This window comes from Roseisolibacter agri (assembly GCF_030159095.1).
In the GTDB taxonomy this organism is placed as follows: Bacteria; Gemmatimonadota; Gemmatimonadetes; order Gemmatimonadales; family Gemmatimonadaceae; genus Roseisolibacter; species Roseisolibacter agri.
Genome location: NZ_BRXS01000003.1, coordinates 754682 through 780132, shown reverse-complemented (window position 1 = coordinate 780132; position 25451 = coordinate 754682). Strand labels below are relative to the sequence as shown.

General features: G+C 74.2%; 34 protein-coding genes. 2 read left to right on the top strand and 32 right to left on the bottom strand.

Features of this window, described 5'->3' with window-relative positions:
• Positions 1-61: 61 nt before the first annotated feature.
• The 29 genes from rosag_RS11990 to rosag_RS11850 form a co-directional block, all read right to left on the bottom strand.
• Entirely contained in the window at positions 62-373 is a 312-nt protein-coding gene (locus tag rosag_RS11990) for a hypothetical protein (RefSeq protein ID WP_284350375.1), read from the bottom strand.
• A gap of 142 nt (positions 374-515) precedes the next feature.
• Positions 516-1016, bottom strand: a complete 501-nt coding sequence (locus tag rosag_RS11985) for a hypothetical protein (RefSeq protein WP_284350374.1) — start codon at positions 1014-1016, stop codon at positions 516-518.
• A gap of 105 nt (positions 1017-1121) precedes the next feature.
• Entirely contained in the window at positions 1122-1472 is a 351-nt protein-coding gene (locus tag rosag_RS11980) for a hypothetical protein (protein WP_284350373.1), read from the bottom strand.
• Positions 1473-1499: 27 nt separating this feature from the next.
• Positions 1500-2096, bottom strand: a complete 597-nt coding sequence (locus rosag_RS11975; RefSeq protein ID WP_284350372.1) for a hypothetical protein — start codon at positions 2094-2096, stop codon at positions 1500-1502.
• Between the two features lie 117 nt (positions 2097-2213).
• Positions 2214-2837 carry a nuclear transport factor 2 family protein gene (locus rosag_RS11970; RefSeq protein ID WP_284350371.1) on the bottom strand — a complete coding sequence of 208 codons (624 nt, stop codon included), beginning with the start codon at positions 2835-2837 and terminating at the stop codon, positions 2214-2216.
• Between the two features lie 113 nt (positions 2838-2950).
• Positions 2951-4435 carry a hypothetical protein gene (locus rosag_RS11965; RefSeq protein WP_284350370.1) on the bottom strand — a complete coding sequence of 495 codons (1485 nt, stop codon included), beginning with the start codon at positions 4433-4435 and terminating at the stop codon, positions 2951-2953.
• The gene (locus tag rosag_RS11960) at positions 4435-8166 is read right to left on the bottom strand and encodes a TonB-dependent receptor (RefSeq protein ID WP_284350369.1); all 3732 of its coding nucleotides are present in this window, start codon (positions 8164-8166) and stop codon (positions 4435-4437) included. The genes rosag_RS11965 and rosag_RS11960 overlap by 1 nt, the downstream gene beginning before the upstream one ends.
• 132 nt (positions 8167-8298) lie before the next feature.
• Positions 8299-8961, bottom strand: coding sequence for a hypothetical protein (locus tag rosag_RS11955; protein ID WP_284350368.1), 663 nt, complete (start codon positions 8959-8961; stop codon positions 8299-8301).
• 263 nt (positions 8962-9224) lie between these two features.
• Positions 9225-9683 (bottom strand): VOC family protein, encoded by a 459-nt coding sequence (locus rosag_RS11950; protein ID WP_284350367.1) that lies wholly within the window; start codon positions 9681-9683, stop codon positions 9225-9227.
• Positions 9684-9706: 23 nt separating this feature from the next.
• On the bottom strand, positions 9707-10351 hold the full coding sequence (locus tag rosag_RS11945; protein ID WP_284350366.1) for a 3-keto-disaccharide hydrolase: 645 nt from the start codon (positions 10349-10351) through the stop codon (positions 9707-9709).
• Complete coding sequence (locus tag rosag_RS11940; RefSeq protein ID WP_284350365.1) at positions 10348-10719, bottom strand: VOC family protein; 372 nt, start codon at positions 10717-10719, stop codon at positions 10348-10350. The genes rosag_RS11945 and rosag_RS11940 overlap by 4 nt, the downstream gene beginning before the upstream one ends.
• A 91-nt stretch (positions 10720-10810) precedes the next feature.
• On the bottom strand, positions 10811-11323 hold the full coding sequence (locus rosag_RS11935; protein ID WP_284350364.1) for a GNAT family N-acetyltransferase: 513 nt from the start codon (positions 11321-11323) through the stop codon (positions 10811-10813).
• Positions 11320-11805, bottom strand: a complete 486-nt coding sequence (locus rosag_RS11930) for a gamma-glutamylcyclotransferase family protein (RefSeq protein ID WP_284350363.1) — start codon at positions 11803-11805, stop codon at positions 11320-11322. The genes rosag_RS11935 and rosag_RS11930 overlap by 4 nt, the downstream gene beginning before the upstream one ends.
• A 30-nt stretch (positions 11806-11835) precedes the next feature.
• Positions 11836-12516 carry a methyltransferase family protein gene (locus rosag_RS11925; protein WP_284350362.1) on the bottom strand — a complete coding sequence of 227 codons (681 nt, stop codon included), beginning with the start codon at positions 12514-12516 and terminating at the stop codon, positions 11836-11838.
• 4 nt (positions 12517-12520) lie between these two features.
• Complete coding sequence (locus tag rosag_RS11920; RefSeq protein ID WP_284350361.1) at positions 12521-13021, bottom strand: nuclear transport factor 2 family protein; 501 nt, start codon at positions 13019-13021, stop codon at positions 12521-12523.
• A 44-nt stretch (positions 13022-13065) separates the two neighbouring features.
• The gene (locus rosag_RS11915; RefSeq protein ID WP_284350359.1) at positions 13066-13392 is read right to left on the bottom strand and encodes a GYD domain-containing protein; all 327 of its coding nucleotides are present in this window, start codon (positions 13390-13392) and stop codon (positions 13066-13068) included.
• Between the two features lie 69 nt (positions 13393-13461).
• The gene (locus tag rosag_RS11910; protein WP_284350358.1) at positions 13462-13923 is read right to left on the bottom strand and encodes an iron chaperone; all 462 of its coding nucleotides are present in this window, start codon (positions 13921-13923) and stop codon (positions 13462-13464) included.
• Positions 13924-13964: 41 nt separating this feature from the next.
• Positions 13965-14771 (bottom strand): signal peptidase I, encoded by an 807-nt coding sequence (gene lepB / locus rosag_RS11905; RefSeq protein ID WP_284350357.1) that lies wholly within the window; start codon positions 14769-14771, stop codon positions 13965-13967.
• A gap of 86 nt (positions 14772-14857) precedes the next feature.
• Positions 14858-15244 carry an MmcQ/YjbR family DNA-binding protein gene (locus rosag_RS11900; protein ID WP_284350356.1) on the bottom strand — a complete coding sequence of 129 codons (387 nt, stop codon included), beginning with the start codon at positions 15242-15244 and terminating at the stop codon, positions 14858-14860.
• A 23-nt stretch (positions 15245-15267) separates the two neighbouring features.
• Positions 15268-15678: a VOC family protein gene (locus tag rosag_RS11895; RefSeq protein WP_284350355.1), complete on the bottom strand. Its 411-nt coding sequence runs from the start codon at positions 15676-15678 to the stop codon at positions 15268-15270.
• A 7-nt stretch (positions 15679-15685) separates the two neighbouring features.
• A complete protein-coding gene (locus rosag_RS11890; protein WP_284350354.1) occupies positions 15686-15901 on the bottom strand; it encodes a hypothetical protein in 216 nt (71 codons plus the stop codon).
• A 17-nt stretch (positions 15902-15918) separates the two neighbouring features.
• Positions 15919-16416 (bottom strand): hypothetical protein, encoded by a 498-nt coding sequence (locus tag rosag_RS11885; protein ID WP_284350353.1) that lies wholly within the window; start codon positions 16414-16416, stop codon positions 15919-15921.
• Positions 16417-16430: 14 nt separating this feature from the next.
• A complete protein-coding gene (locus tag rosag_RS11880; protein ID WP_284350352.1) occupies positions 16431-16781 on the bottom strand; it encodes a DUF2200 domain-containing protein in 351 nt (116 codons plus the stop codon).
• Between the two features lie 66 nt (positions 16782-16847).
• On the bottom strand, positions 16848-17354 hold the full coding sequence (locus tag rosag_RS11875) for a VOC family protein (protein ID WP_284350351.1): 507 nt from the start codon (positions 17352-17354) through the stop codon (positions 16848-16850).
• The gene (locus rosag_RS11870; protein WP_284350350.1) at positions 17351-17752 is read right to left on the bottom strand and encodes a hypothetical protein; all 402 of its coding nucleotides are present in this window, start codon (positions 17750-17752) and stop codon (positions 17351-17353) included. Before rosag_RS11870 ends, rosag_RS11875 begins: the two co-directional genes overlap by 4 nt.
• A 132-nt stretch (positions 17753-17884) precedes the next feature.
• On the bottom strand, positions 17885-18502 hold the full coding sequence (locus tag rosag_RS11865; RefSeq protein ID WP_284350349.1) for a hypothetical protein: 618 nt from the start codon (positions 18500-18502) through the stop codon (positions 17885-17887).
• Positions 18499-18657 (bottom strand): hypothetical protein, encoded by a 159-nt coding sequence (locus rosag_RS11860; RefSeq protein ID WP_284350348.1) that lies wholly within the window; start codon positions 18655-18657, stop codon positions 18499-18501. The genes rosag_RS11865 and rosag_RS11860 overlap by 4 nt, the downstream gene beginning before the upstream one ends.
• Positions 18658-18749: 92 nt before the next feature.
• Positions 18750-19214: an HIT family protein gene (locus rosag_RS11855; protein ID WP_284350347.1), complete on the bottom strand. Its 465-nt coding sequence runs from the start codon at positions 19212-19214 to the stop codon at positions 18750-18752.
• Positions 19195-19572, bottom strand: a complete 378-nt coding sequence (locus tag rosag_RS11850) for a hypothetical protein (RefSeq protein WP_284350346.1) — start codon at positions 19570-19572, stop codon at positions 19195-19197. The genes rosag_RS11855 and rosag_RS11850 overlap by 20 nt, the downstream gene beginning before the upstream one ends.
• A gap of 142 nt (positions 19573-19714) precedes the next feature.
• Here rosag_RS11850 and rosag_RS11845 point away from each other — a divergent pair, with 142 nt between their 5' ends.
• Entirely contained in the window at positions 19715-20398 is a 684-nt protein-coding gene (locus rosag_RS11845; RefSeq protein WP_284350345.1) for a DUF4397 domain-containing protein, read from the top strand.
• Positions 20399-20704: 306 nt separating this feature from the next.
• Here rosag_RS11845 and rosag_RS11840 read toward each other — a convergent pair whose 3' ends face one another.
• Positions 20705-22153: a serine hydrolase domain-containing protein gene (locus rosag_RS11840; protein ID WP_284350344.1), complete on the bottom strand. Its 1449-nt coding sequence runs from the start codon at positions 22151-22153 to the stop codon at positions 20705-20707.
• Positions 22154-22371: 218 nt separating this feature from the next.
• On the opposite strand from rosag_RS11840, the gene rosag_RS11835 reads away from it, so the two are divergent.
• On the top strand, positions 22372-22683 hold the full coding sequence (locus rosag_RS11835; RefSeq protein ID WP_284350343.1) for a hypothetical protein: 312 nt from the start codon (positions 22372-22374) through the stop codon (positions 22681-22683).
• A 179-nt stretch (positions 22684-22862) separates the two neighbouring features.
• On the opposite strand, the gene rosag_RS11830 is transcribed toward rosag_RS11835, so the two are convergent.
• Together rosag_RS11830 and rosag_RS11825 are read right to left on the bottom strand one after the other, a co-directional pair.
• Positions 22863-24125: an amidohydrolase family protein gene (locus rosag_RS11830; RefSeq protein ID WP_284350342.1), complete on the bottom strand. Its 1263-nt coding sequence runs from the start codon at positions 24123-24125 to the stop codon at positions 22863-22865.
• An 11-nt stretch (positions 24126-24136) separates the two neighbouring features.
• The gene (locus tag rosag_RS11825; protein ID WP_284350341.1) at positions 24137-25417 is read right to left on the bottom strand and encodes an RNA polymerase sigma factor; all 1281 of its coding nucleotides are present in this window, start codon (positions 25415-25417) and stop codon (positions 24137-24139) included.
• Between the last annotated feature and the right edge of the window lie 34 nt (positions 25418-25451).

Sequence of the window (25451 nt, the reverse complement as noted above, 5' to 3'; positions counted from 1 at the left end):
GCAGCCACGAGATCCCATCTCGGCCGCAACGCCACGTCGGGAAGCGCCGTGAACACGGGAATCACGGCCGCGCCGTCACGGTGAGCGGCAGCACCACGATGTGCGACTCGCCTCCGGTGCCCGTGAGGCGTGCGGTGAGCACCGTCTCACCGGCTGCATGCGCGCGCAGCATGGCTGGACGACTGACGGGCACCGCCGCCTCGATGCTCGCGACCTCCGGACGCGTGCTGGTCCACGTGACCATCGAGGGCAGGCGGCGGCCACTCCCGTTCGTCAGCGTCAGCACGAGCGCGGCGGTGTCCCCGACCGCGATCCGGGACACCACCGGCATGACCTGCGCCATCTCGAAGCCGCCGCAATCGAGACACGACACGTCCGCCCCGCGGCACGCGAGGGCCGAAGCCACGGCACTCGTGAACACGACGTATCGCCGGAAGCGCAGTGCGGGGTGCCTCGATGTATGCATGCCGATCCTTGCCTCTCTCCCGAGCGCCGCGGGGCAGCCCGCGCGCGAGTCAACGGCTGAACGTCAGTCCGAGCGTACCGAAGGTGCTGCGATGCGCCGTGTGATGCCGCGCCTCGGCGAACAGCGCGAGCCGCGGGCGCTCCAGCCGCGTGCCCGCGCCGCCAGCGGCTCCGACGCGTGGGCCGACACCTCCGACCCCATAGACGCCTGCTCCGGCCACCACGTACGGACGCAGACGCCCCACGCTGCCAACGCCGACGCTGCCCAGCGGCGCGAGCGCGTTCGCGCCCATCGAGACCGGACCGACGTCGGAGTTCCCCATGAGCCACAGCGCGTCGAGGCGAAGCTCCGCGATGCCGCGGCGAGGCGCGAGGCCGAGTGTGGCGAGCGCGTGCGGGCTCGAGCCGCGATGAGCGCGTCCGGTGACCGGAGCCCCGGCGACGCCGCCGCCCAGTCCGACGCGCACGGTTGGCCGCTGTGCGCCGGCAGCCAGGAGGGGGGCCGTGAGCGCGAGCGGGAGCAGGCAGGACAGCGGGCGGAGCGACGCCATGGATCGTGCGGTGGGAGATCGGAGAGTGTGGCTGTCCCGAGAGTGTGTCTGCCCAAGGCCCGCGTTCAGCTGCCAGCGCGACCTGCGTGGATGCCCGGGCGCGTCCTACTGGATCGTGATCGGCACCGAGACCACCGATTGCGAGGCGCTGTCGATCACGGTCATGGTCGCCGTCCCTGCCGAAAGCGCGCGCAGGCGAACGCTTCGGGTATCCGGCGCCACCGACTCGACCACCACGACGGACCGCCGGTCGATCGTCCAGGAGACGCGTAGCTTCGGCTCCGGCGTGTTCGCAGCCCACGTCGCACGGACGCGCGCGGTGTCGCCAACGGCGAGACGAACGCTGAGCGGATCGGTCAGCATGCCGGGGCCGAACGGCGTGAAGGGCGGCTCGGCCTCGGAGCAGCCAAGCAGGGCGCAGAACGCCGCGAGTGTGATGGAGCGTATGGGCCGCATGGAAGGAGCGCGTGTTCGCATGACGTTTCAGAACGCGGGCCCGAACTCCAGCAACGTCACCACCCCGCGCCTTCCGGTCGCCCGCTCCAGCGTGACGGCGCGCACGCCCGCGGCCCACGTGCGCGTGCCGATCGCGAAGCGCGTCCCCACGCCCACGCTCCCCTGCAGCCCCAGCGCGCGGATGCCCTGCTCGCAGCCGCGCCCGGCGGAGAGGCAGCCGATGCCCCACGCGCTGTACGGCCCCGCGCCCGCCTGCGCGTAGACGCCGCGTCCTCCGACGCTGCCACCGGGTCCGACGACGAGCAGCGCCGACGCCCACGCGGCGCCACTCAGCAGACGCGTGTCGCAAATGCGTGCGCCCAGGGTGCACACCATGCCCTCGGTCGCGAAGCCGAGCCCCGCGAGCTCCGCCTCCAGGCGTGCACCGCGCCACTGCCGCACGCGCGCCGCGACGCTCGCGCCCACGCCGGGCGCCGCGATGTTCTCGGAGATGCCGCCGCCCAGCAGCACCGCGGCGTGCGCACGCGGGCCGGCGGATTGCGCGGCGAGGGGCGCGGCATGGGCGAGGACGGTGCACACGCAGCACAGCACCGTCAGGCGATCGAACGCGCGCTTCCCTTGCATCGGCTACGGCTACCGGCTCGGACTCCATCGCGGGGCCCGCGTCGGCCGCCTGCGCCTCAATGGAGCCGGTGCGCGCGACTCCGGCAAGTCCTCACGCGAGCGCGCGTGGCGCCGCGCTCACGGCACGCGCGACCAGTGCGTGACCGCGCGCGTGCCCAGGATGGTGAGCGTCGCGACCTGTCCGGTGTCGTCGCGCTCGAGGACGAAGCGCGCCTGGCCGGGCGCCTCGAAGACCGAGGGGCTCAGCGCGATCAGCGGGTCCACGCCGCCGTCGCCGCGCCGCACCACCAGGCCGCCGTCGCGCACCGCGAGCTCCAGCACCACGCTACCCTCGCGCTGCCGGTAGCGGCCGGCGTATGCCGACAGGCGCTCGGTCGGCACCGGGTAGGGCACCACGGCCGGCGGGATGCGGGTGGACTGCGCGGCGACCACGCGCCAGCCGCCCGCGTCGCGCCGCATCACCGTGACGAAGCGGTAGACCGACCGGGCGGAGCCGACCGTCTCCGCGAAGCGACTCGTGACCACCGCGCCGTCGCTCCAGCGCTGCAGCACCTCGTCCTCCCACTCCAGCCGCACCTGCGTGGAGTCGCCGCGCGTGCCCGCGTCCGCGAGCACCGCCGCGTGTCCGAGCACCCGGCCCGTGCTCATCGTGAGCACGACCTGCGGCGCGGAGAGCGCGCGCACGCGGGCCGTGTCGCCGAGCGTGAAGGCGCGCCACCACGCGCGGTGGGCGTCGCGCACATCGGCATCGGCCGCGGATCCGACCGCCTGCGCCGGAGCCGGCACGGACGCCGTCCGCGCGGCGCACGCGCCGAGCATGACGCAGGCCGCAGGCAGGATCGCTCGGAGGCGCATCAGCGCAGCCGCACCCGCGCCAGGTGCACGCCGCTCGCGTCGCGCATCGACAGGTAGACGACGCGCCCGCGCCCGAAGCCCGCCAGCTGATAGCCGGGCGGCAGCTGCAGCCGGTCCACCAGCACGCCCTTACGGTCCACGACGTCGTACACCGGCCCACCCGGCACCGGCTTCGGCAGCGTCGGGCGGATCCACAGGTTGCCATCCGCGTCCGCGCGTACCGCGTTCGTCGCGAACGGCGGACGGAAGCTCGGCAGCTCGGCGGGATCCACCACCGACGGCTCGCGCATCGTCGGCATCGACGGCGTGTTGCCGCCGCCCCCCACGATCGGCGCGGGGATGCACGACGGCGTGGTGCCGGTCATCTTCGGCTCCTCGTCCGCCGCGCACGCGTACACGTAGCGCTGCGGGAACGACGCGCCCGGCGGCAGCTTCCAGCTGCGCGCGAAGCCGAGCGGCATCGAGTAGCCCTCGGGGATCGTGAAGCCCGCGGGATACGCCTTCCCGTAGCTGTTCACCCAGCGGATCATCGACGTCACGTAGTTCCCGACCGCCGAGCGCCGCTGCGCGCTCTTCACCGAGTCCACCAGCCGCTCGCGGTCGGCGTCCGTCATGCGCTGCCAGTCGAACGGCAGCTTCGGGCCCGCGGTGCGCGTCCCGTCGGGGTTCAGGTAGTCGATGCGGTAGTCGATCCCGCGCACGAACGCGACCGAGCCGTCCGGGAGCACGGCCCAGTCGTCGGTCATCGGCATCGGGTTGATGACGTTGAAGACGTTGATGCCGCCGTCGCCCTGGCGGCGCACGACGTACGACGTCTTCGGGATGCGGATCGCGCCGACGGTGTCCTGCGTGCGCGTGTCGAGGTCCATCGCGACGATGAACGCCGAGTCGGGCTCCTGCGGGAACCACGGCACGCCGCGCGGCGGCGCCACCGTGGGCCGCGCGGGCCGCGCGGGGATGCGGTACACGAGCCGTCCGCGCGCGTCCGCGCCCACCGACGCGGACGATCCGCCCTGCTGGCCCGTGAGCCATCCCACGTCCTGCACGCGGGGCACCGAGCGCACGCGCGCGACCTTGCCCTGCGGGTCGAGCACCAGCATCACGAACGACGCCGGGTCGACGAACAGCGTCGAGTCGCCGCGGTACGGGATCAGCGTCCCCTGCCGCGTCCCGTACGTGTTCTCCACCTCGGCCAGCGAGTCGAGGACGACGCCGACGGTCTTCAGCGTCGTGTCCATCAGCAGCAGCCGGCGCCGCGCGCCGTCGTTCAGCAGCACGCGGCCGTCGGGCAGCTCGCGCACGCTCGTGATGACGCCGAGCGGCTCGGTGGAGACCGCGGACGCGGTGGAGATGCGGCGCACGGGGACGCCGCCCGGAAGCGCGGGCCGCGTGGCTGAATCAGCCGACGCCGGAGGGGCCTGCAGCTGCGCCTGCGCGGCCGAAGTGGCGAGCAGCAGCGCGGCCAGCGTGAGTCGCGTGCGCATCAGAAGCCGCCTCCTCCCCCCGTCACGAGGCTGCCGGCGCCGACGTAGATGCCGATGCCGTTGCGGATGGCGTCGAGGTAGCGCGGGTCGAGCACGGTCAGCACGGAGGCCGGCAGCTTGCGGCGCTGCGCCGGCGTGAGCAGCGCGCGGATCGCCGGCCCGACGCGCGCCAGCATGTCGAGCTGCGCGCGGCGGGCCCGCGCGTAGCGGTCGTACGCGTCGTCCTCGTCGAAGCGCGTCGGGAGCGCCGCGAAGTGGCGCGCCACCGGCGCCCACAGCGAGTCCGAGCGGTACGTGTAGCGGCGGTTCATCGCGGCGAGGCTGTCCGCCTGCAGCGCCGTCAGGCGCAGCGAGTCCTGCTGGCGGAGGATCGTCGCCATCGGGTTCGTGAGGCCGGACGGGCCGACATTGCGGAAGAACGACTCCGGGAACCGCGAGCCCGGCCGCGTGCGCCCGGTGCCGAGCTGCTGCTGGAGGTTCTGCCGCTCGCGCACGGGGCCGAGGTCGATCTTCACCGACGCCGTCAGCGTCACCGGCGAGCGCAGCGTGAGGAGCTGCGGCCGCGACGCGCCGAAGCGCTGGTTCACCTCGTAGCGGTAGCGCTGCGTGGCGGGATCGAAGCCGCGCACGTAGAGCAGCGCCTGGTCGGGCGTCGCGTTCTGCCCCCAGCCGCGCAGGCTCCCCGATCCATTCAGCAGCAGGTCGGCGGCGCCGAGCGGGTTGCTGAGCGCGAACGACGCCGAGGTGCGCTGCGGCAGTCGGAACTTCGCGCGGTCCACCGTGATGTTGAGCGACGCGGTGGAGCTCCACGGCCCGCGGCAGCTGTTGCGCGCGGCGATGCGGCCGGCCTGCCGCAGGAGGCACTCGCGCGCGGCCGGCGACGTGTGCGCCAGCAGGTCGCGCATCCCCGCGGCGAGCGCGGGATCGGCGGCTGATTGGTCGTACACGAACGCGCGGTCGTTGGAGTAGCCGTCGCCGTTCACGTCGCCGGCGATGGTCGGCGTGTACGCGCTCCCCGACACGAACGCGCCGTTCCAGTTCACCTGCACCGCGTCGAAGAAGGTGTAGCGCAGGTTGTAGTTGATCTGGTGTGGCCCCTGCGCCGCGCGCGCCCACACGACGTCGAGCGGGTTGCCGGCGGTGCTCGAGAAGCCGGACACCTGCTCGCGCACGTGCGAGAACGTGTACGCCGCGCTCCACCCGAACCGGCTCGGCCCGCGCTGGATGGGGGAGAGGCGGAGGCTCAGCTGCGCGGTGCGCGACTGCAGGTCGGATCGCAGCTCGGTGACGCGCGCGAACTCCGGCGACACGCGGGCATCGCGCGAGGCGATGGCGCCCGTGGTGGCGACGATGCTCGTCGGCGCGACGAACACCGGCCGCCCCTCGCCGTCCAGCGTGAAGCGCTCGACGGGCGCGAAGTTCAGGTCCACGGAGCGCTGCTGCCGCAGGTTGATCGCGTACGTCGCCTCGACGTTCGCGTTGAAGCGCGCGTCCAGGATGCTGCCGTTCCAGCCGAGGTTCGAGCGCACGGACCGCGACGGCCGGTAGTCGGGCGAGACGAGCGTGACGTTCGGCCGCGCGTCCGAGAACACGGAGCCGCCAGCTTGCCCCGAGCCCTGCGAGGGGTCCGCGCACCGGTCGGGGATGCGCGACGGATCGGTGGCGTACGCGGCCCAGTCGGGCGTCGGCACGGCCTCGCCCACGCACACGATCTGCTGCGTGCCGCTCGGGAGCCCCGTGTTGTCGAGCGCCCCGCCGACGATGCCGGCGTTGGTCGCGTTCGTGAAGACGCCGAGCCCACCGCGCAGCACCGCGCGCGGACGCCGCGCGGCGCCGAAGAACTCGTCCAGCTCCTGCGCGTTGCCGAGCGTCCACGAGAAGCCGACGCGCGGGCTGACGCCGACGGGCATCGGCACGCGGTCGTTGCGGCGCCCGAACGCGCGCTCGACCGCCGGGTTGAACGCGGGCGTCTGGAGGAAGCGGCTGGCGTCCACGCGCACGCCGTACTGCAGCTGCAGGTCCGGCGTGCGGCGGTACGCGTCGCCGATCGCGAGCGAGCCGGTGACCTGGCCCGTGTTCCGCTGGCGCGCGGTGAGCGTGCGGCTGAACGACGCCGGGCGCCCCGCCTCCAGGTCCTCGAGCGAGTTGAACGTGAAGGTGCCGAGCAGGTTGGACGACGGGTCCTGCGTGCTGCCGCTGTACTGCAGCTCCGACGTCAGCTTCAGGCGGTGCCTGTTCGCGTCGTCGAACCACGACAGATCGTTCTTCAGCGCGCCGCCGAATGACCGCGAGCGGGAGCTGAGGCCCTGATTGCCGCCGAAGGTCAGGCTCTGCACGCCGCTCTCGCCGTCGGCGAACACCGAGTTCACGCGCACGCGGCCCGCCGGCAGGTCGACGTACGGATCGCCGTGGGTGCGCGACGTCGTGACGCCGACCGACGACTCGCTCAGGAGCATCTTCACGTAGCCGCTGTGCCGCGCCTGCAGGCCGCCGCCCCAGTTGAAGCGGTCGCCGCTGGCCGACGCGAGCTGCGTCGCGCCGCCGCCGATGGGACTCTGCCGCCCCCAGTTCCCGTTCACCGTGAAGCCGAACGACTGCCCGCTGGACGACCCGGGCGGCGACACGTCCACGCTGGCGAGGAAGGTGCCGTTGTCGCTCACGCGCTGCGCGTGCGACGGCCCGCCGCCCACCGGCACGCCGCGCCGCCCCAGGATGTCGACGAAGCGCGTCACCGAGTCCGACGCCACGCCCGCGGTGCGCAGCCCCAGCGCGCTCGTGCCGAGCAGCGTCTGGTTGTCGCGCGCGTTCCGGCCCAGCTGGTACGACACGTTGTAGAACGCCTTGCTCGGCCTGATGGGCCCGGAGAGGACGCCGCCGAGCGACACGTTCGTGTAGCGGGTGCCGAGGGCGTTGGCGGCGCGGTCCGTCCACTGCAGCTGCGGCGCGTTGACCACGAGACTCAGGCCGCGGTTGCGGAAGTTCGAGCCGCCGCCCGAGCGGATGTTGAAGTTCCCGCCGCTGAAACCGCCGCGCGACACGTCGTAGGGCGACGTGGTGAGCGTGCTGGAGATGTTCGCGTCGCGCGGGAGGCCGTTCGCGCCGACGGGCAGCCCGTTGAGCGTGACGTTGCTCTGGTCGGCGCCGAGTCCGAGCACGGAGAAGCCGTCGGGCCCACCGTCGAGGCCCGGGACGAGGAGCACGCCGGGGAGCGACGCCGCCATCGCCGCGACGTCGCCCTGCAGCTCCGGCGGCAGCACGCTGAGCGACACGCTCTGCTCGGTGCCGCCGATGTCGCGCGACTGCGCGTCGCTGCGCGAGACGCGCCGCTGCACCGCCTCGACGACCGCGATCGTGTCGAGCTGCACGACGGCGAGGCGCGCGTCGGCCACCAGCACCGCCTCGTCGGCGAGGCGCTTCACCTGGAACTGGCGGTAGACGTAGCCGACGAGCGCGTAGCCCATCATGTAGTCGCCCGTCCCGCCGGGGAACGCGAGCTGGAAGCTCCCCTGGTTGTTGGTGCGCGCCTCGCGCGTGACGTTGCCGGGGATGGACGTCGCGGTCACGCGCACGCCGGGGAGCGGCAGCCCCTCGGGGTTCGTGACGCGTCCGCGGATCACGTCCGTCTGCGCGGCCAGCGGCGCCAGCGGCGCGGCGGCCAGCAGGATCGACGCGACGAACGCGCACAGCCAGGCCCACCGGTCCTGCCACCACGACTTCACGTGCACTGCCACTCCTCGGTCCGGGTCGATCGCGCCGCGGTGCCCATCACCGCCCGCCTTGGACAGACGAGAGTGCCGCAGCGTTGCGTCCTGCCGGTCACCGCGACGTCGCGGGCGGCCGGGCCTCGCAATGTGCGGGCGGCGTCAGCGCGCGGGGAGTGGGCGCAGGGTGTCGACGTCGACCCGGAGCGGCCGCAGGGTGCCGCGCAGGCGCTGCGTGCCGCCGACCTGGTAGGTGAGGTCGATGCGGATCTCGAAGCGGTCCGCGTCGGTCCAGGTGATCGCGTCCACGCCGGCGTCGGTCTCCAGCATGGTGGCCGGCGGCCCGCGGTAGACGACGCGGCCGTCGGGCACCGTCGCCACCGCGCCGTGGCCCTGCCCCTGGGCGTCCTGCGCGAGGTAGGCGACGTGCCGGCCGTCGGGCGCGAGCTTCGGCACCGCGTGCGGCACCCAGTCGGCGGGCGTGGGGAAGGTCCGCGTCCGCCGCGTCCGCGCGTCGTACGTGAACAGCTCCACGAACAGGTTCTCCTCGGCCCGGATCCCGTGGACGACGCTGTCGCCGAGGACCACCGGCCGCGCGTCGACGAGGATGCCGAGCAGCGTGTCGGTGTGGGCGGGCGTTCGCACCTCGACGCGCCGCAGGAAGCCGTTCGTCAGCTCGTTCTCGTACGGGACCGAGTCGACCAGCGCGACGGTGAGTGCGGACGGGTCGTGGCGCGCGGTGTCGGGCGTCGGCGGCGTCTCCGACGCGCGGCAGCCGAGCGTCGCGGCGAGGCAGGCGCCGACGGTGTGGCGGAGCAGGCGCATGCGCGTCAGATCCCGCGGACCGAGGAAGCGAAGGGCATCGAAGGTGGAAGCTCAGCGCGAGTGGTCGGGGAAGGTGCACGTCGTCGCCGTCCGCGTGGAGGCACCGGACCCGAACTGCAACGGCAGCAAGGATGAAAGTCCGAGAAGATCGGATGACCGCCGATGATCCGTGTGGCGGCGACGAACGTCGCCCGACGCGGAGCATCCGTCGTGATCAGATCTTGTCCGATCTTCATCCTTTCCAATGCCGTTCCCGGCTCGGGCTACTCCTGGGAATCCGGTCGCGACTCCTGCGGCTCGTACGTCGTGACCTCGCAGCGGTTGCCCCACGGATCGCAGAAGTAGACCGAGTGGGCCTGGCCGTGGTCGACCGGTGTCAGCTCGGCCAGCGGCGCGCCCGCCGCATCGTACACGGGCCCCGACGCCGCCCGCGCGACGAACGCGCGGAACGCCGCCGCGCCCACGCGGAGCGCCACCCGATGATGCTCCACGCCGTCGCGCGCGGCGCACGGCGTCCGCTCGAACAGCGCGATCATCGCGCCGCCGGCGCCGAGCATCAGCGGGCCGCGCGGCGTCGCCCAGTGGGCCCACCGTGCGATCGGGCGCAGGCCGAGGACGCGCGCGTACCACGCGGCGGCCGCCGCGCGATCGGGGACGAACACCTCCACGTGATCGAGCTCGGCGCCCGCGAGCAGGGGCGCGTCGTGGTCGGCGTCGGTCATCGTGTCCTCCTGCGGCCGGTCGCTCAGGGCCCGAGCGGCCGGATGCGGATGTTGCGGTAGCGCACCTCGCTCGCCGGGTCGTGGCCCTGCAGCGCGATGGTGCCGCCGGTGAGCCGCGTCGCAGAGTCGGCGGGCTCGGTGTAGTCCACCGTCTGGCGGTCGTTCACCATCACCTGCACGCGCCGCCCGCGCACGATCGCGCGCACCGTGAACCACTCGCCGTCGCGCTCCGACTCGCGGACGTCCTGCACCGCGTACAGGCTGCCCGTGCGCCGCCAGTCGGTGTGCGAGTTGTTGACCTGCACCTCGTAGCCCTGCGACGGCCAGTCGGTGGGCTGGAAGCGCGTGCGGAGGTAGATGCCCGAGTTCGCGCCGGGGCGCGTCATCACCTCCGCGCGCAGCTCGAAGTCGCGGAAGTCGTGCCCCAGCACCGGCCCGTCGTAGAACAGGTGCGCGCGCGGCCCGTGCACGACGATCATGCCGTCCTCGACGCGGAACGTCGCGGGGTTCTCGCTCGCGCGCCAACCCGCGAGCGTGCGCCCGTCGAAGAGCGGGATCCAGCCGTCGTCCGCGCGCGTGGCGGACGAGCGGCCGGCGCACGCCGTGGCGAGCGTGGTGAGTGCGAGCGCGTGCGTGAGGATGCGGCGCATCGACTTCGATCGCGTCATACGTGCTGGTCGACGAGGATCGGGTTGCCGTCGGGATCGACGACGACGAAGCTCGCGGGGCCGGTCGTGCTCTCGTCGGCCTCGCTCACGAGCGGCACGCCCCGCGCCTTCAGCCGCCGCTGCAGCTCGCGCACGTCGGTGAACGCGCCCACCGGCTGCGCGTTCTGGTCCCAGCCCGGGTTGAAGGTGAGCATGTTCCGCTCGAACATCCCCTGGAACAGGCCGATGACGTGCGCGCCGTTCTTCAGGATCAGCCAGCCCTGCGCCTGGTCGCCGGCGAAGGGCATGAAGCCGAGCGTCTCGTAGAAGCGCCGCGACGCCTCGAGGTCCTTCACGGTCAGGCTGACGGAGAACGCGCCGAGCTCCATGTGCGGCTCCTCTAGCGGTATCGTGGGCGTCGGAAGTGGACGGTCGCCGGGAGGGGCATTGTATGGCGGGCCCTGCACGTCCGCCAGCGCGTCAGCCGTGCGACGCATCCGACGCGGGTGGCGCGGGTGGCGCGTGCGGCGCGAGCTCCTTGTAGTAGCGCAGCGTGTCCTGCGCGTAGCCCGCGCGCTCGTACACGGCGCGCGCCCGCGCGTTGGTCGCGAAGACGTTCAGCGTCACGTAGCGGTGGCCCTGCGCGCGCGCCCACGCATCCACCGCCTCCAGCAGCGCGCGGCCCACGCCGCGCCCCTCGGCCGCCTCCGCCACCGCGAGGATGCCGAGGTGCGCGTGAGGCTCGCCCGTGAAGTAGTCGGTCGCGCCGTGCGCGTACGCCACGCCCGCGACGCCGAGCCCTTCGACCTCCGCGACGAGGAGCGCGGCGTCGGGCGCGTTGGCGGCGAGCGCGCGCTCGAGCGTCTCGCGCTCCGCGCGGTCCAGCGCCTCGGGCGGCCGCAGCGGCGCCGCGCCGAACGCGCGCAGGCGCGGGACGAGCGCGACGATCGCATCCCGGTCGGCCGCCGCCGCGGCGCGCACGCGCGTCGTCATGGCGTCTCCGGCGCCGCGTCCGCCGCGGCGTAGAGGTTGGCGACGGTGGACAGCCGCCGCGCACTCGCCGTGTCCGGCTCGTACACCGGGATCAGGAGGCGCCGGTACTCCGCGCCCTCGAAGCGGTCGAGCTCCGGCCACGCGTGCGGCAGCCGCGGCGACGTCAGCACGTGCACCGCGACGTCGGGCCCGCCGCTGCGTGGCAGGAACGCGGGATAGCCCTGGATCGCGCCCCAGCCGACCGGGAAGAGGTCGCCCTCGACCACCCCGTGCGTCCATGTGCCGCCCAGCGGCGCGACGACGTGATGGTTGGAGCGGCCCGGCGCGAGCGTGCCATAGACGGCCAGCGTGCGGCTCGTCCCGAAGCGCAGCTCCAGGCGTCGCTCGGCCTCGTCGTCGTGCGCGCCCGCGCGGCGCGCCGCGTTCGCGGCGGCGACGAGATGGAGCACGTCGTCGAGCCCGTCGAGCGGGGGGTCGGCCATGGGTGACGGCGAGGGATGGCGAGGCATGCGCTACCAGACGCGCGGGATCAGACGATACCGCACGCGCGCCGCGTACGCGTCGTAGCCCGGCAGCTCGCGCCGGAGGACGCGCTCCTCCAGCCGCAGCCGCAGCACCATGCACGCGAGCGGCACGATCGCACCCAGCGCCGCCGCGTACGACTCCAGCCAGAGCCCGAGGCCGACGAGGATCAGCGGGTCCGCGGCGTAGAACGGGTGGCGCACGATGCCGTACACGCCGGCGTCCGCGACCGCGTGCCGCCGCTCGCGCTGCACGCGCACGACCGCCACGGCGTAGGCGTTGGCGTGCAGCGCCGCGCTCTTCATCGTCCAGCCGAGCACGAACAGCGCGAGCCCCAGCGCGGAGACCGCCGGCTCGGGGAAAGGCAGCAGGTGCCAGCGGAACGCGTCGAGCGCCGCCACGACCGGCAGTCCCACGAACCCCGTCGCCAGCACGGCGAGCACCAGCAGGCGGTCGGTCCGCGGCTGCGTCGCGTGCAGCGGCAGCCGCGCGCGCTCGATCAGCAGGTCGGGGTGGACGCGGTGCACGACGCGCGCGCCGACGCCGCGCACGAGCAGCAGCGCGGCCAGCAGCACCCACGCGCGCCACCACCGCAGCGTGCCAGCCGACGCGAACAGGAGGATCGCGACGAGCAGCGTGTCCGCGACGAGCCGGAGCGCGACGCGCGGCATCCCGTCAGGGCGCGGGCCGCGGACGGTCGGCCGGCCGCAGGTCCCACAGCACGTTCAGGATCCTCCACTCGCCGTCCCACCGCACGAGGTGCATGTAGTCCACGAGGCGCGTCGAGTGCAGCTTCACGGACGCGAGGTCGCCGTCGACGTCGAGGATCTGCACGCTGGCCCAGCGCTGCGCCGCGGGCAGCGACGTGCCGAAGCCGAATCCCGCCGCCCGCACGAGCATGTCCGCGGACTGCAGGTCGAGGAAGAGCCGCTGCTGCGCGTCGCGCATGACCGCGCGCTTCGCGAGGTCGGGATGCAGCGCGCGGCGCATGCGTGCGGAGTCGCCGGTGAACCATCCCTCGATGTAGTCGAGCGCGACGCGGCGGATGGCCGCGGAGTCGGCGGCGCTGGCGACCGTGGCACGGGGCGCGGCGGGCGTCGCGCCCTGGCCGTGTGCGCGCGCGGCGGGAAGGACGACGAGGAGCGCGCCCAGGAGGCAGAGCAGGTTGCGTCGCATGGCGGGGGTCGGTCGGTGGAATGGAGCGTGGCGCCGTCGCGAGCCTACGCGCCCGGCGGTCGGTAGCGCACCTCGCCGGCCTTCCGCAGCGCCTCCAGCGTCTCGTCGACGGTCAGCAGCGGCGTCGTCTCGAACGTGCCGAGCGCGCCGCCGGCGCTGATCGCCAACGCGACCGCCGCCATCGACACGCCGTCGGGCGCCTCCCAGAGGTTGTAGCCGTCGTGCGTGCCGAAGGCGTACCAGAACCCGTGCAGCTTCCCGCCGACCGACTCGATGTACGCGCGCGCGGCCTCGCGGCGGTCCTCCGGGTGGGCGATCATGCGGGCCCACGTCTCCGGCGTGTAGCGGAACTTCGAGAGGTAGAGGGGCATCGTCGCGCTCCTGGGGAAGGCGGTCGCCGGCCAACGCCTCCCCACGGTGCGCGTGCCCGGCGTCACCCGCTAGCCCACCGCGCGCTTCAGGAGCGCCACGATCCGCGCCTCGTCGGCGGCCGTCAGCTCGCGCAGCGCGAACGACGTGGGCCACATCTGCCCGTCGTCGAGCATCGCCTTGTCGCTGAAGCCGAGCGTCGCGTACCGCGACTTGAACTTCTTCGCGTCCTGGAAGAAGCACAGCACGCTGCCGTCCTTGGCGTAGGCGGGCATCCCGTACCAGAGCCGCGGCGCGAGGTCGGGCGCGTTGGCGCGGATGAGCGCGTGCAGCCGTTCGCCCAGCGCGCGATCCGCCGCGTCCATCTCGGCGAGCTTCTCGAGCACGGCGGGCTCCTCGCTCTCGCCCTTCGCGCGGGCGCGCGCGGACGCCCGCTGCGCCTTCGCGTGCTCGCGCATCGCGGCGCGCTCCTCCTCCGTGAACGTGTCGGCGCTGCTGGTGGCTTTGCGTGCGGAGGTCTTCTTCTCGGCCATGACGTGTGGGGAGGCTGGGGGCGATGCGTGCGAGCGTCCGCTCACCGGATCCAGGTGCCGAGCCGCTGCCACCGGATGCTGGTCGCGGCGCGCAGGTACTCAGGGCCCGTCTCGGGATCGTACGAGTAGTACACGAACGTCGGCGTGCCGCGCAGGTTCGCGCGCGGCACCGGGCCGTAGAAGCGGCTGTCCACCGAGTTGTCGCGGTTGTCGCCGAGCATGAAGTACGAGTCGGCGGGCACGACGAGCGGTCCCCAGTCGTGCAGCGTCGGCGCGGCCGGCGCCGGCCCGAGGCTGCCCGCGGTCGTCGCGATCCGCTGCTGCCAGCGCAGGATCGGCAGCGGCTGGCCCACGAAGTCGGCCGCCGCGGCGTCGCCGGCGGGCGCGTTGTGCGGCGCGCCGGGCGCCTCGGGCACGCCGTTCACGTACAGCCGGCCGCCGCGCATCGCGAGCGTGTCGCCGCCGACCGCGACGATCCGCTTCACCAGCGTCGGCGTGACCGCGTCCGGCGTGGTCCGGATCGACGGGTCCTGCGGCGGCGACTCGAACACCGCGACGTCACCGCGACGCGGCGTGGCGTAGCCCGGCAGGCTCACGTGCGTGAACGGGACGTGCGGCCCGTAGCGGAGCTTGTTCACGAAGAGCCAGTCGCCCACCTGCAGCGTCGGCTCCATGCTGCCGCTCGGGATGTGGTACGCCTCGGCCAGCGCGACCCGGGTCACCGTCGCCAGTCCGACGACGGGCAGGATGCCGACGATGAGCTCGCGCGTGCGGCGGCGCAGCGACGCGTCCGGAGCAGGCTTCGCGGCGGCGGGACGGCGCGGCTTCGACTGGCGACGGCTGGTCATGGCGGGCTTCCGGGATCGGGTGGCGCCTGGCGCCCGCGTTCGGCGCGGACGGGTACGGGAGCCACTACGTCGTCGGACGCGCGAGGTTACGCGCCCGCCGACCGCTGCGCGGCGCGCGCCGCGGCGAGGCGCTTGGGCGCGACGGCCGCGTAGCTCTCCTCGAGCCACGCCTCGTACGTCGCGAGCGGGGCGTCGCGGCCCGCGTCCACCGTCACGGTCACCCAGCCATGCTTGCCCAGGCCGTACCCCGTCGGCGCGACGTTCGGCATCTCGAGCGCGTCGGCGGCCGAGTGCGGGAGCTTCACCGAGAAGCTGACCGCGCCGCCCTCCGCGCGCAGGAAGAGGAACGCCTTGGTGCGCACCTTGATCGCGCGCTCCCCCCACGGGAAGTCCTCGGTGGCCTCGGGGAACGCGAGCGCGAGGGCGCGCAGGCGGCCGGCGAGCGATTGCGGATCGAGCGCGGGGAGCGACATGGGAACCGGGCGAGTGCGGAGAGTCAGATCGGTCGTCCGAAGTAGAGCACGTAGCCGTCCGCGTCCATGATCTCGAACCCGCGCAGCCGGTCCGAGTTGACGCCGAGGGGCTCGTGGAAGGGCACGCCGCGCGCGGTGAGCTCGTCGGCCAGCGCGTCGGGGTCGGGCGTGTGGACGTACGCGTCCCAGCGCGCCCACGGGTGCCGGCTGGGATTCGGCGTCGGCTGCACCTCGGGCGTGATGGCCTTGAGCATGAACGAGACGCCGTCGCGCTGCACCATGGCGAAGTACGGGTCGTCGTCGGTGGGGCCGACGTACACCACCTGGAAGCCCAGGCGGTCGCGGTAGAAGGCGATGGACGGCAGCACGTCGCGCACGATGAAGAACGGCGCGACGTCGCCGAGTCGTGCGCGGGTGCCGGTCGGTGCGGTCATCGGCGGCCTACTCCTTCAGCGGGATGAACCAGTGCACGTAGCCGCACTGGCCGCAGAGGTAGCAGTCGGCCGTCGGCGACGTCCACTCCATGCCGAAGAACGTCGCCAGCCCACCGTGGAGCTGCGCCCGCTCGTGCCAGAACAGCTCGTAGCTGCACACCTGGCACCGCAGCGCGCGCCCCGCCACCTCCACCGTCTGCGCCTCGCGAGAGAAGAGTCCCATGGTCGTCGAGTGAGGGGTCAGGCCGCACCGGCGTGCGGATGCCCGCGCCGGCCGGCGCGCCGCGGCCGGCGACGTGGCGCCGGTCCGGGAAGCGGGCGCACGGGCCACGCGAGCGTGAGCGACGCGCCGTTCGCCAGTGCGCGCCACCGCGCGAGCATCGCGTCCAGCTCGGCCCGCAGCGGCGTCGGCTCGCCGCGCTGCCAGGCGAGGTAGTGTCCGTTCACCACGCCCTCGACCGCCACGAGGGCCGCGTGGTGCGCCCGCGCGAGCGCGCGCCCCGGCTGCGTCGGCCGGCGCCCGGGCACGCTCGCGAACCACGCGCCGTGCGCGAGCAGCCCCCAGAAGCCGTCGCGCACGTCGAGCGCGCGCTCGATGGTGAACTGCGTCAGGTCGTGCGGGAGGTCGCGCCCCGCCGCCATGGTCGTGCCCTCGAACGCGCGGCGATGGGGTGGCGTCGCGACCCAGCCGCACAGGCGCCCGTCGGCGCCCTTGTGGAACTCCACGCGCATCTCCATCGCATCCTCGTCTGCTATGGGCGCAGGATCTTCTCCATGGGCCTGCCCTTCGCGAGCTCGTCCACCAGCTTGTCCAGGTAGCGGATGTTGCGCATCAGCGGATCCTCGATCTCCGCGATGCGCACGCCGCAGATGCTGCCGGTGATCTTGTGCGCGTTCGGGTGCAGGGCGGGCGCCTCGCCGAAGAACGTCTCGAAGTCGTGCCTGCGCGCGATCTGCTCCGCCAGCGCCTCCGGACCGTAGCCCGTCAGCCAGCGGATCACCTGATCCACCTCGTCCCGCGTGCGCCCCTTGGACTCGGCCTTCCGCACGTAGTGCGGATAGACGCTGGCGAAGGACGTGGTGAAGATGCGATGCCGTGTCATGGCTGCGGTCGGGACTCGGGATCCGCGGGCAAGGAGTGGAGACCGCGTGCGGCGCGCGAACCGACGCTACGGCCGCGACGCGGCGGGCTGGACGCCGTCGCGCGCCGCCTCGATCGCCGCGACGTCGATCTTCCGCATCCGCAGCATCGCCTCGAACACGCGCTTCGCGGCCGCGCGATCCGGGCCGGCGATCGCCTCCGTCAGCGCGACGGGCGTGATCTGCCACGACAGGCCCCACCGATCCTTGCACCAGCCGCACTCGCTCTCCTGGCCGCCGTTGCCGACGATCGCGTTCCAGTAGCGATCCGTCTCGGCCTGGTCGGCGGTCGCGACCTGGAACGAGAACGCCTCGTCGTGCGTGAACGCGGGACCTCCGTTGAGCCCGATGCACGGAATGCCCATCACGGTGAACTCCACGGTCAGCACGTCGCCTTCGCTGCCCGATGGGAAGTCGGCCGGCGCGCGATGCACCGCGGTCACGGCCGAATCGGGAAACGTCGCGGCGTAGAACCGCGCCGCGTCCTCGGCGCCGCGGTCGTACCAGAGGCAGATCGTGTTCTTCGCACGCGTCATGACGTCTCTCCTTCGGGGTGATGGGCGGCTCGGGGCGACGCGACGTCGCGGTCCGTTTCGTCCGGATGCGTCGCCCGCATCCCTCGACGTGCACGACCTGCGGGCGGCGCGGCATCGCCCATCCGTTCCGCGGGGAAGGCACGTGGCGCGGACGCCGAATCGGCGCGGCGATCCGTGTCCGTCGTGCGCCCGGCGCGCGTGGCGCGCAGGATCCACGCGCCGCCGCCCATCAGCGCCACGCCCACGAGCAGCGGCGCCGCGTAGGCGGCCGCCCGCACGATCTTCCACGCGAGCGCCTCCGAGATCGTCACCGTGATCCCGAGCGCGAATCCGAGCGCGCCGAGCGCACAGACGACCGCGCCGCCGTAGAGGAGGGTCAGACCGAGTCGGCGATGCATCGGCGGGCGCGGGTCGCGGCGAGCGGTGGAATCGGCGGGGTCGGCGGGAGCGACACCATGATGCAGCGGGCGCCGGCGAGGCCGCTACCTGTCCGCCCGCCCGGGTCGACGCGCACCGGCGCCGCCGACGTCTCACCGACGCGGCGGCGGCGCCACGCCCGGCGGGCCGACAGCATCGCGAGCGCGCGCGCGCCCGATGGCTCGCCGCCACAGCAGCGGCAGCGGCACGCCGAGCAGGACGAGGAACCAGTAGGGCAGCGTCACCATCCACGCGCGCGCGCTGACGGGCGCGCCGATCCCGTCGCCGTCGTCGGCCAGCTGCGCGTCGGAGTGCAGGGCAAACCCCAGCCGACGCGACCAGGGCCCGGATTCAGGCATGCGAGCGAACACCACGGCCTGCGCGCGCGCCGGGCCGGGCAGCTCGACGGTCAGCGACGGCGGCGACGCGTGCACGCGGCGCAACGTGCCGTCGTAGTCGATGACCTGCGCGAGGAGGGTCAGCCGCCCGGACTGGCTCAGCGCCCACCACGCGTCCCAGAACCCGTGGTTCGGAACCTTAGACCAGCCGGGCGTGGTCGTGAAGAGCGCCGCGTGTGGTGTGCGGCCCACCCGCGTCAGGTCCGCGGAGTGCGCGGTCGCGATCAGACGCCAGCCGGGCGGCCGCGCGTGGCTCAGCGCCCACGCCGCGGCGGCCGCGATGGCCAGCAGCAGCGAGAGCGCGGCCCCGAGGTTGAACAGCCACCGCTTCATCGGTCGCGCTCCATCCCGGCGTCGACCAGCGCCGCGACGCGGGCCTCGCGCGCCTCGAGCGTCGCCCGCGGGGCGGGCGGCGCGGGTCGGCCGCCGGCGCTGCGGCAGGCGGCGGCAGTCGCGAGAAGGAGGGTCGGCGGGACCGGTCGGCGCATGCGACGAGCGAGAGGTATGTCCGGCCGACGTGCGAGAACGGCTGCGGGAGGACGCAACGATGCCGCACGGACGATGGCGCCACAACGCCACGTCAGATCGCCGGTGTCCCGGACGCGCCCAGGAGATCACGGAGCCGTGTCGCCCACGCTTCGAGCGTCGCGCGCTCCGGGTGCGCCGGCGCGGCCGGATAGATCCGCAGCAGCCCGTCGCCGAGCCGCCGCGGATGCACGTGGACGTGCAGGTGCGGCACCTCCTGGTGCGCGCCCGGCCCGGCCGAGTGCCACACGCTCAGACCGTCGTTCGGGAAGGCCGCGTCGACGGCGCGCGCCACCCGCGCCACCAGGAGCATCACGGCGGCGGCCGTCGCGTCGTCGAGCGCGCGCACGTCCGGGAGGTGCTGCCGGGGGATCACCAGCACGTGCCCCGGGTGGTACTGCCGCAGGTCGAGGAAGGCGAGGGCGAGCGGCTCGGCCGCCACGACGCTCGCCGGCACGCGGCCGCGCGCGATCCCGCAGAACGCGCACGGCGACTCCGGCCTATCCCGGTGCGGTCTCATCCGGCCACAGCTCCGCGACCGCCTCGCGCAGCGCCTTCGCCCGCGCGCCGAGCGCGCCCGCCGCCTCCACGTCCAGCGCCGCGCGCGCCGCGTCGGCCTGCACGTCCAGCAGCTCGGCCCACGCGCGCAGCTGGCCGGCGTGGCCCACCAGCCGCGCCGCCGACCGGGCGTCCAGCCGGCGAAGCAGCGGCGCCTCGCCGCCGAGCAGCGCGTCCGTCGCCGACGCGGCCTCCTGCCGCACCGCCTCGGGCGATTCCGCCGCGTGCGTCAGCCGCTCGCGCAGCCGGCGCAGCACCTCGCCCGCCTGCTGGATGAGGCGGAGGATGTGGTCCTCCTGGTCCCTGCGTCGGATGCCCACGCGCGCTCATTCGGAAAGGGTCCCGCATAGGGTACGACCCGGGGCGGGGATCACAAGCGCCGGCGGGCGGGTACCGACTGGCGCGCCGCGGTCGCGGCGCCGTCCCGCACGCCGCACCGCGCCACCCGCTGCCGCCGCACCCATGCCGTCGCTCCGTCCGCCGCGTCCCGCCGTGCCCGCGCTCCTCGCCGGTGCGCTCATCGCCGCCGCCTGCAACGACATGCTCGACCCGATCCCCGTGCCCGACGCGGGCGTCCGCGTCGTCAACGCGACGCAGGGGCCGATCGACGTGCTGGTGGACGGCGTGCCGGTGCTGAGCGGGCTGCCGATGGCCAGCGTGTCGAGCGCGCTGGGCGTGGCGTCGGGGACTCGGCGCGTGCAGCTGCGGGCGGCGGGCGGCGCGACGGCCGAGGTGTCGCTGGACGTCGCCAGCGGCAGGGCGCTCACCGCGGCGGCGGTCGCGGGCACGGGCGGCGCGCTGGCGGCGCAGGTGCTCGCCGACACGGGCAGCATCGTGCCGGCGGGTAAGAGCAAGCTGCGCGTGTCGCACCTCGCGGCGACGGGCGCGTCGGCGGTCGAGATCTTCCGCACGCAGCCCGACTTCCAGACGCCCATCCGCATCATGACGCCGTTCGCGTACCGCGAGACGTCGCCCTACCTGCAGAGCGAGCCGGGCACATGGGAGGTGTTCGTGGCGCCGGCGGGCAGCAGCGGCAGCCCGAAGGTCGCGACGTCCGGTCCCGTGCAGGTGCCGAGCGGCGAGCGGCGCACCGTCGTGCTGCTGGACAGCGCGGGCGTGCTGCGCTTCCGCGTCATCCAGGAGTAGCCGCGAGGAGCGATCGGCACGATCCGTCTCATCCGGAGCATCCGCGTCCTCCCCAATAGGCACAGGCGTCCGGCGTGCCGGACCCTGAAGTGCGAACGGCTTCGACAGGATTGGACGGATTGAACGGACAAGAGCGGATTACGCTCCGCGTGGTGGCGACGTCCCACGCGCCACGTGGAGCGTAATCCGCTCTTGTCCGTCGAATCCGTTGTAATCCTGTCCAATGCAGTTCCGGTCCGCCGCGACGATGCCGGCGGGCCGGTGCTGGTGCCGCGACTCCGCCGACGCTCGGTCGTCGCGCGTGCGTCAGGGCGTCGCGGGGCGTGCCGGCGGCTCGGGCGCCGCGCGGGGCGCCACGGGCCGCCCCACGCGCGCGAACGCGTTCAGCCCGTCGTGCAGGTACGGCTGCCGCGTCGCCGTGCCGGCCACCAGCATGAAGCGCTGCACGACGGCGCCCTTCGCGTCCAGCACGACGATGGCGTCCGCGCCGTCCAGCCGTGCGGGCGACTCGTCGGCGCCGTAGCGGTAGGCGAGCCCGCCGCTGCGCGCGAGGACGTGCAGCGTGTCGGGGCCGTTGGCGTACGCGCCGACGAAGCGCTCCGCGCTCCCGACCGCGCGCGGGGCCGCGCTGTCGGGGCGCGCGCGCACGTCCGCGCCGGCCTCGCCCACCAGCTGCGCCATCACCGCCGCCGCGGTGCCCGCGAGGATGCCGCCGTTCCGGTTGGCGAGGACGATCACCGCGGCCTGCGAGTCGGGCGCCATCGTCACCACGGAGCCCGAGCCGACGCGGAAGCCGTAGTGCGAAAGCGTGCGCACGCCGCCGCGCACGCAGGCCGACAGCCCGTACGCGTAGCGGCATCCCTCGCCGCCGGGGATGGGCGCGCGTGGCTGCGTCATGAGCGCGACGGCGGCGTCGGGCAGCGCCTGCGCGCCGTCGACGCGGCCGCCGTTCATGATCGCGATCGTCAGCCGCGCCAGCTCCGACGCGCTCGAGAAGAGCGAGCCCGACGCCCACGTCGTGACGTCGTCGGTGAACGGGCGCAGCACGGTGGCGGTCGTGTCGCGCACGCGGTGGTCCTGCGCCAGCGGCCACGTCATCGCCTCCAGCGGGCGGAACGTCGAGCGCGTCATGCCGAGCGGCGCGAGGACCTTCGCGCGCACGATGTCGGCATAGAAGGCGCCGCCCGCCTGCTCGATCGCGTAGCCGGCGAGCCAGTAGCCGGGCCCCGAGTACGAGTAGACGTCGTTCGCGGGGCCGAAGACGTGCTCGCGTCCCCAGCCGCGCACGCGGGTCGCGAGGGCGGCGTCGTCGTGCGGACCCGCGCCCGAGGCCTCGTTGATCATCCCGGCGCGGTGCGTCAGCAGCTGGTCGAGCGTGAGGCGGCCGAGCGACGACGAGAGGCCGCGCGCGTAGGAGGCGAGCGGCGCATCGAGGCGCAGCTTCCCCTCGTGCGCGAGCAGCGCGGCGGTGAGCCCGGTGACCATCTTGGTCGTCGAGCCGATGCGGAAGAGCGTCGTCGCGGTCACCGGCTCGCCCGTCTCGACGCTCGCGACGCCGAAGCCCTTCTGGTAGACGACGCGTCCGCGGCGCACGACGGCGATGGCGACACCGGGGCTGCGGGTGGCGCGCATCTCCTGCCGCAGCACGCGCTCGATGGCGGCGGTGTCGAGCGCGGCCTGCGCGCGCGCGGACGTGGGCGTGGCCACGGGCGTGGCGAGCAGCGGCGTGAGCGCGAGCAGTCGGGCGAGGCGCACGGACGGGGCGGCGGGAGTGGGAGTGGGGCCACGCAACCTGCGCCCGCGCGCGCGGAACGGACAGTCGTGACCGCCGTCAAAATCGCGTTCGAGCGGCGATGTGCGGTCCGCCGCGCGCGCCCGCTCAGGTTGACAACGTCGCCGTGACGTCCGAGCGTCGGCCGTTCGCAGGCGTTCGCACGCGTGTCTCCCTACATGGCCCACGGCCGGAGGGTCGCATGTACATCCTGGTCCAGCACACCATCGCGGATCCCGTCGCGTTCTGGAGCTCCACGGACCCGGCGCTGCTGCCGCCGCACCTCAAGCTGCTGCAGACGTTCCCGACGCGCGACGGGACGCACGCCGCGTGCATCTGGGAGGCCGCGTCGATCGACGCGCTGCGCGGGCTGCTGGAGCCGCTGACGTCGGCGGTGAGCCTGAACGAGTACTACGAGGTGGAGAACCGCGACGGCGTCGCGCTGCCGTCGGGCGTGACGCGCACCGCGCAGGCGCGCACTGCGCAGGCGCGCAGCCCGCAGATGCGCGGCTGATGGCGTGGCGAACGGCGAACGGCATTTGCAAGGATGAAGATCGGATAAAGTCCGATAACGACGGATGGCTCCGCGTGGGTGCGAGGAACGTCGCCCGACGCGGAGCCATCCGTCCTAATCAGATCTTGTCCGATCTCATCCTTGCTGCCGTTGCCGTTCGGATTCGCCGAGACGACCCGTCAGCGCCGCGCCGGCACGCCGCCGTGGCGATACACGACGCCCGCGCGCATCACGAACGCCACGCGCCGCAGCGCGCCGATGTCGCGCGACGGATCGCCCTCGACCGCGATCAGGTCCGCGTCCATCCCCGGCGCCACCGCGCCGATGCGCGCCTCCAAGCCCAGCGACCGTGCCGCGAGCGACGTCGCCGACACGATCGCGTCCATCGGACGCTGGCCGGCCGCCACACGGCACGCCAGCTCGTCCACGTTGTGGCCGTGCGCCAGCGCCACCGCGTCCGTGCCCCACACGAGCTTCAGCCCCGGCGTCTTCAGCGCGCGCGCGAACAGCGCCGGCGTCTCCGCCAGCGTCCGCTGCAGCGTCTCGAACGACCGCGCCGTGAACCCCGACCGCGTGAACACGTCGCGGTGATCGAGGTAGTTCTGCAGCACGAGGCACACCTGCGGCGAGAACCACACGCCGCGCTCCGCCATCAGGCGCAGCTCGGCGTCGGTCGCGTACATGCCGTGCTCGATCTGCCCGCAGCCGGCCAGCACCGCCGCGCGCACGCTGCCGGCGCTGATCGCGTGCACCACCGTGCGCATCCCCTGCGCCCGCGCCTCGCCGCACAGCGCCGCGAGCTGCGCGTCGCTCATCGTCTGCCGGCCGCCCGCGCCCAGCCCCGCCGACGCGAAGATCTTGACCACGTCCGCGCCCTCCGCCTTCCGCGTGCGCACCAGCGCGCGCAGCGAGTCGGGCGACGGCGTCGTGTCGAGCATCGGCGCCAGCGACGTGAGGAGCCGCGGCCCCGGGATCACGCGGCGCGCCACCGCGTCGCGCAGCGCCGCGTCGTCGGCGTCGCCGATGCTCTGCGCCGTCGTGACGCCCGCCATCAGCGTCGCGTACAGGTTGCCGGCGCGTGCCAGCGCGGCCTCCGCGGGCCCGTCGCCGTCGTCGGGGCGGTGCAGCGCGCCGCGCGACGTCACGTACCAGCTCGGGTGCACGTGCACGTCGATCAGCCCGGGCATGAGCGTCAGCGTCCCCAGCTCGTACGTCGCGCGCGTGCCGCGCCGCGCGCCCGTCCGGGGGGCGCCCGCCTCCACCGCGACGATGCGCCCGCCGCGCACGGTCACCCACGCGTCGCGCCGCACGCCGCCGCGCCCGTCCAGCAGCGTCGCGGCGTGGATCGTGACGGTCGTCGTGTCGGATGCGGTGTCGGCCGGCGCCTGCGCGCCCGCGCGTGCACCCGCGAGCGCCAGCAGCAGCGCGAGCGTGCGTGCCATGCCACGCGCCCTCATGTCGCCTCCGCCGCGACGGGCCGTGCGCACGCCGCGGCGCGCTCCAGCAGCAGCTCGCGCTCGCGCGCGTTGCGTGTCAGCGCGGCGGCGCGCTCCAGCTCCGCGCGCGCCTCCTCGTATCGTCCCAGCTTCACCAGGAAGTCCCCCCGCACGCTCGGCAACAGGTGGTAGCCGTCGAGCGTGCCCGCGTCGCGCAGCGCGTCCACCAGCACCAGCCCCTGCGCGGGCCCGAACGCCATCGCGATCGCCACGGCGCGGTTCAGCTCCACCACCGGCGACGGCGCGAGCTGCGCCAGCGCCGCGTACAGCGCCGCGATCCGCGGCCAGTCGGTCTCCTCCGCCCTGCGCGCGCGGGCGTGGCAGGCGGCGATCGCGGCCTGCAGCGCGTACGGCCCGCCCGCGCCGCCCAGCGCCTCCGCGCGCGCCAGCGCCGCCAGCCCGCGGCCGATCAGCACGCGGTCCCAGCGCGCGCGGTTCTGGTCGAGCAGCAGGATCGGCGCGCCCGTCGCGTCGACGCGCGCGTGCGCGCGCGACGCCTGGATCTCCATCAGCGCGACGAGGCCGTGCACCTCGGGCTCGCGCGGCGCGAGGCCCGCGAGGATGCGCCCCAGCCGCAGCGCGTCCTCGATGAGCGCGGGGCGCATCCAGTCGTCGCCCGCAGTGGCCGAGTAGCCCTCGTTGAAGATCAGGTAGATCACCTGGAGCACCGACGACAGCCGCGCCTCGAACTCCGCGCCGCGCGGCACCTCGAACGGCACCTTCGCGTCGGCGAGCGTGCGCTTGGCGCGCACGATCCGCTGCGCGATGGTCGGCTCGGGGACGAGGAAGGCGCGCGCGATCTCCCCGGTCGTCAGCCCGCCGAGCAGCCGCAGCGTGAGCGCGACGCGCGCCTCGGTCGAGAGCACGGGGTGACACGCCGTCAGCACGAGGCGCAGCAGGTCGTCGCCGACGTGGTCGTCGAGCGCGGCGTCGAGGTCGGGCACGGCCTGCTCCTGCCGCGCCTCCAGCTCGACGCCCAGCTCCGCGTGCTTGCGCTCCAGCATCGGGCCGCGGCGCATGACGTCGATCGCGCGCCGCTTGGCCACCGACATCAGCCACGCGCCGGGGTTGTCGGGGACGCCCGACGCGGGCCACTGCTCCAGCGCCGCCACCAGCGCGTCCTGCGCCAGATCCTCGGCCAGGCCGACGTCGCGCGTCATGCGCGCCAGCCCGGCGATCAGCCGCGCCGACTCGATGCGCCAGACGGCGTCGATGGCGCGGTGGGTGTCCGTGTGCATCACGCGCCCAATCAGCACGCGGGCCTGCGCCCGG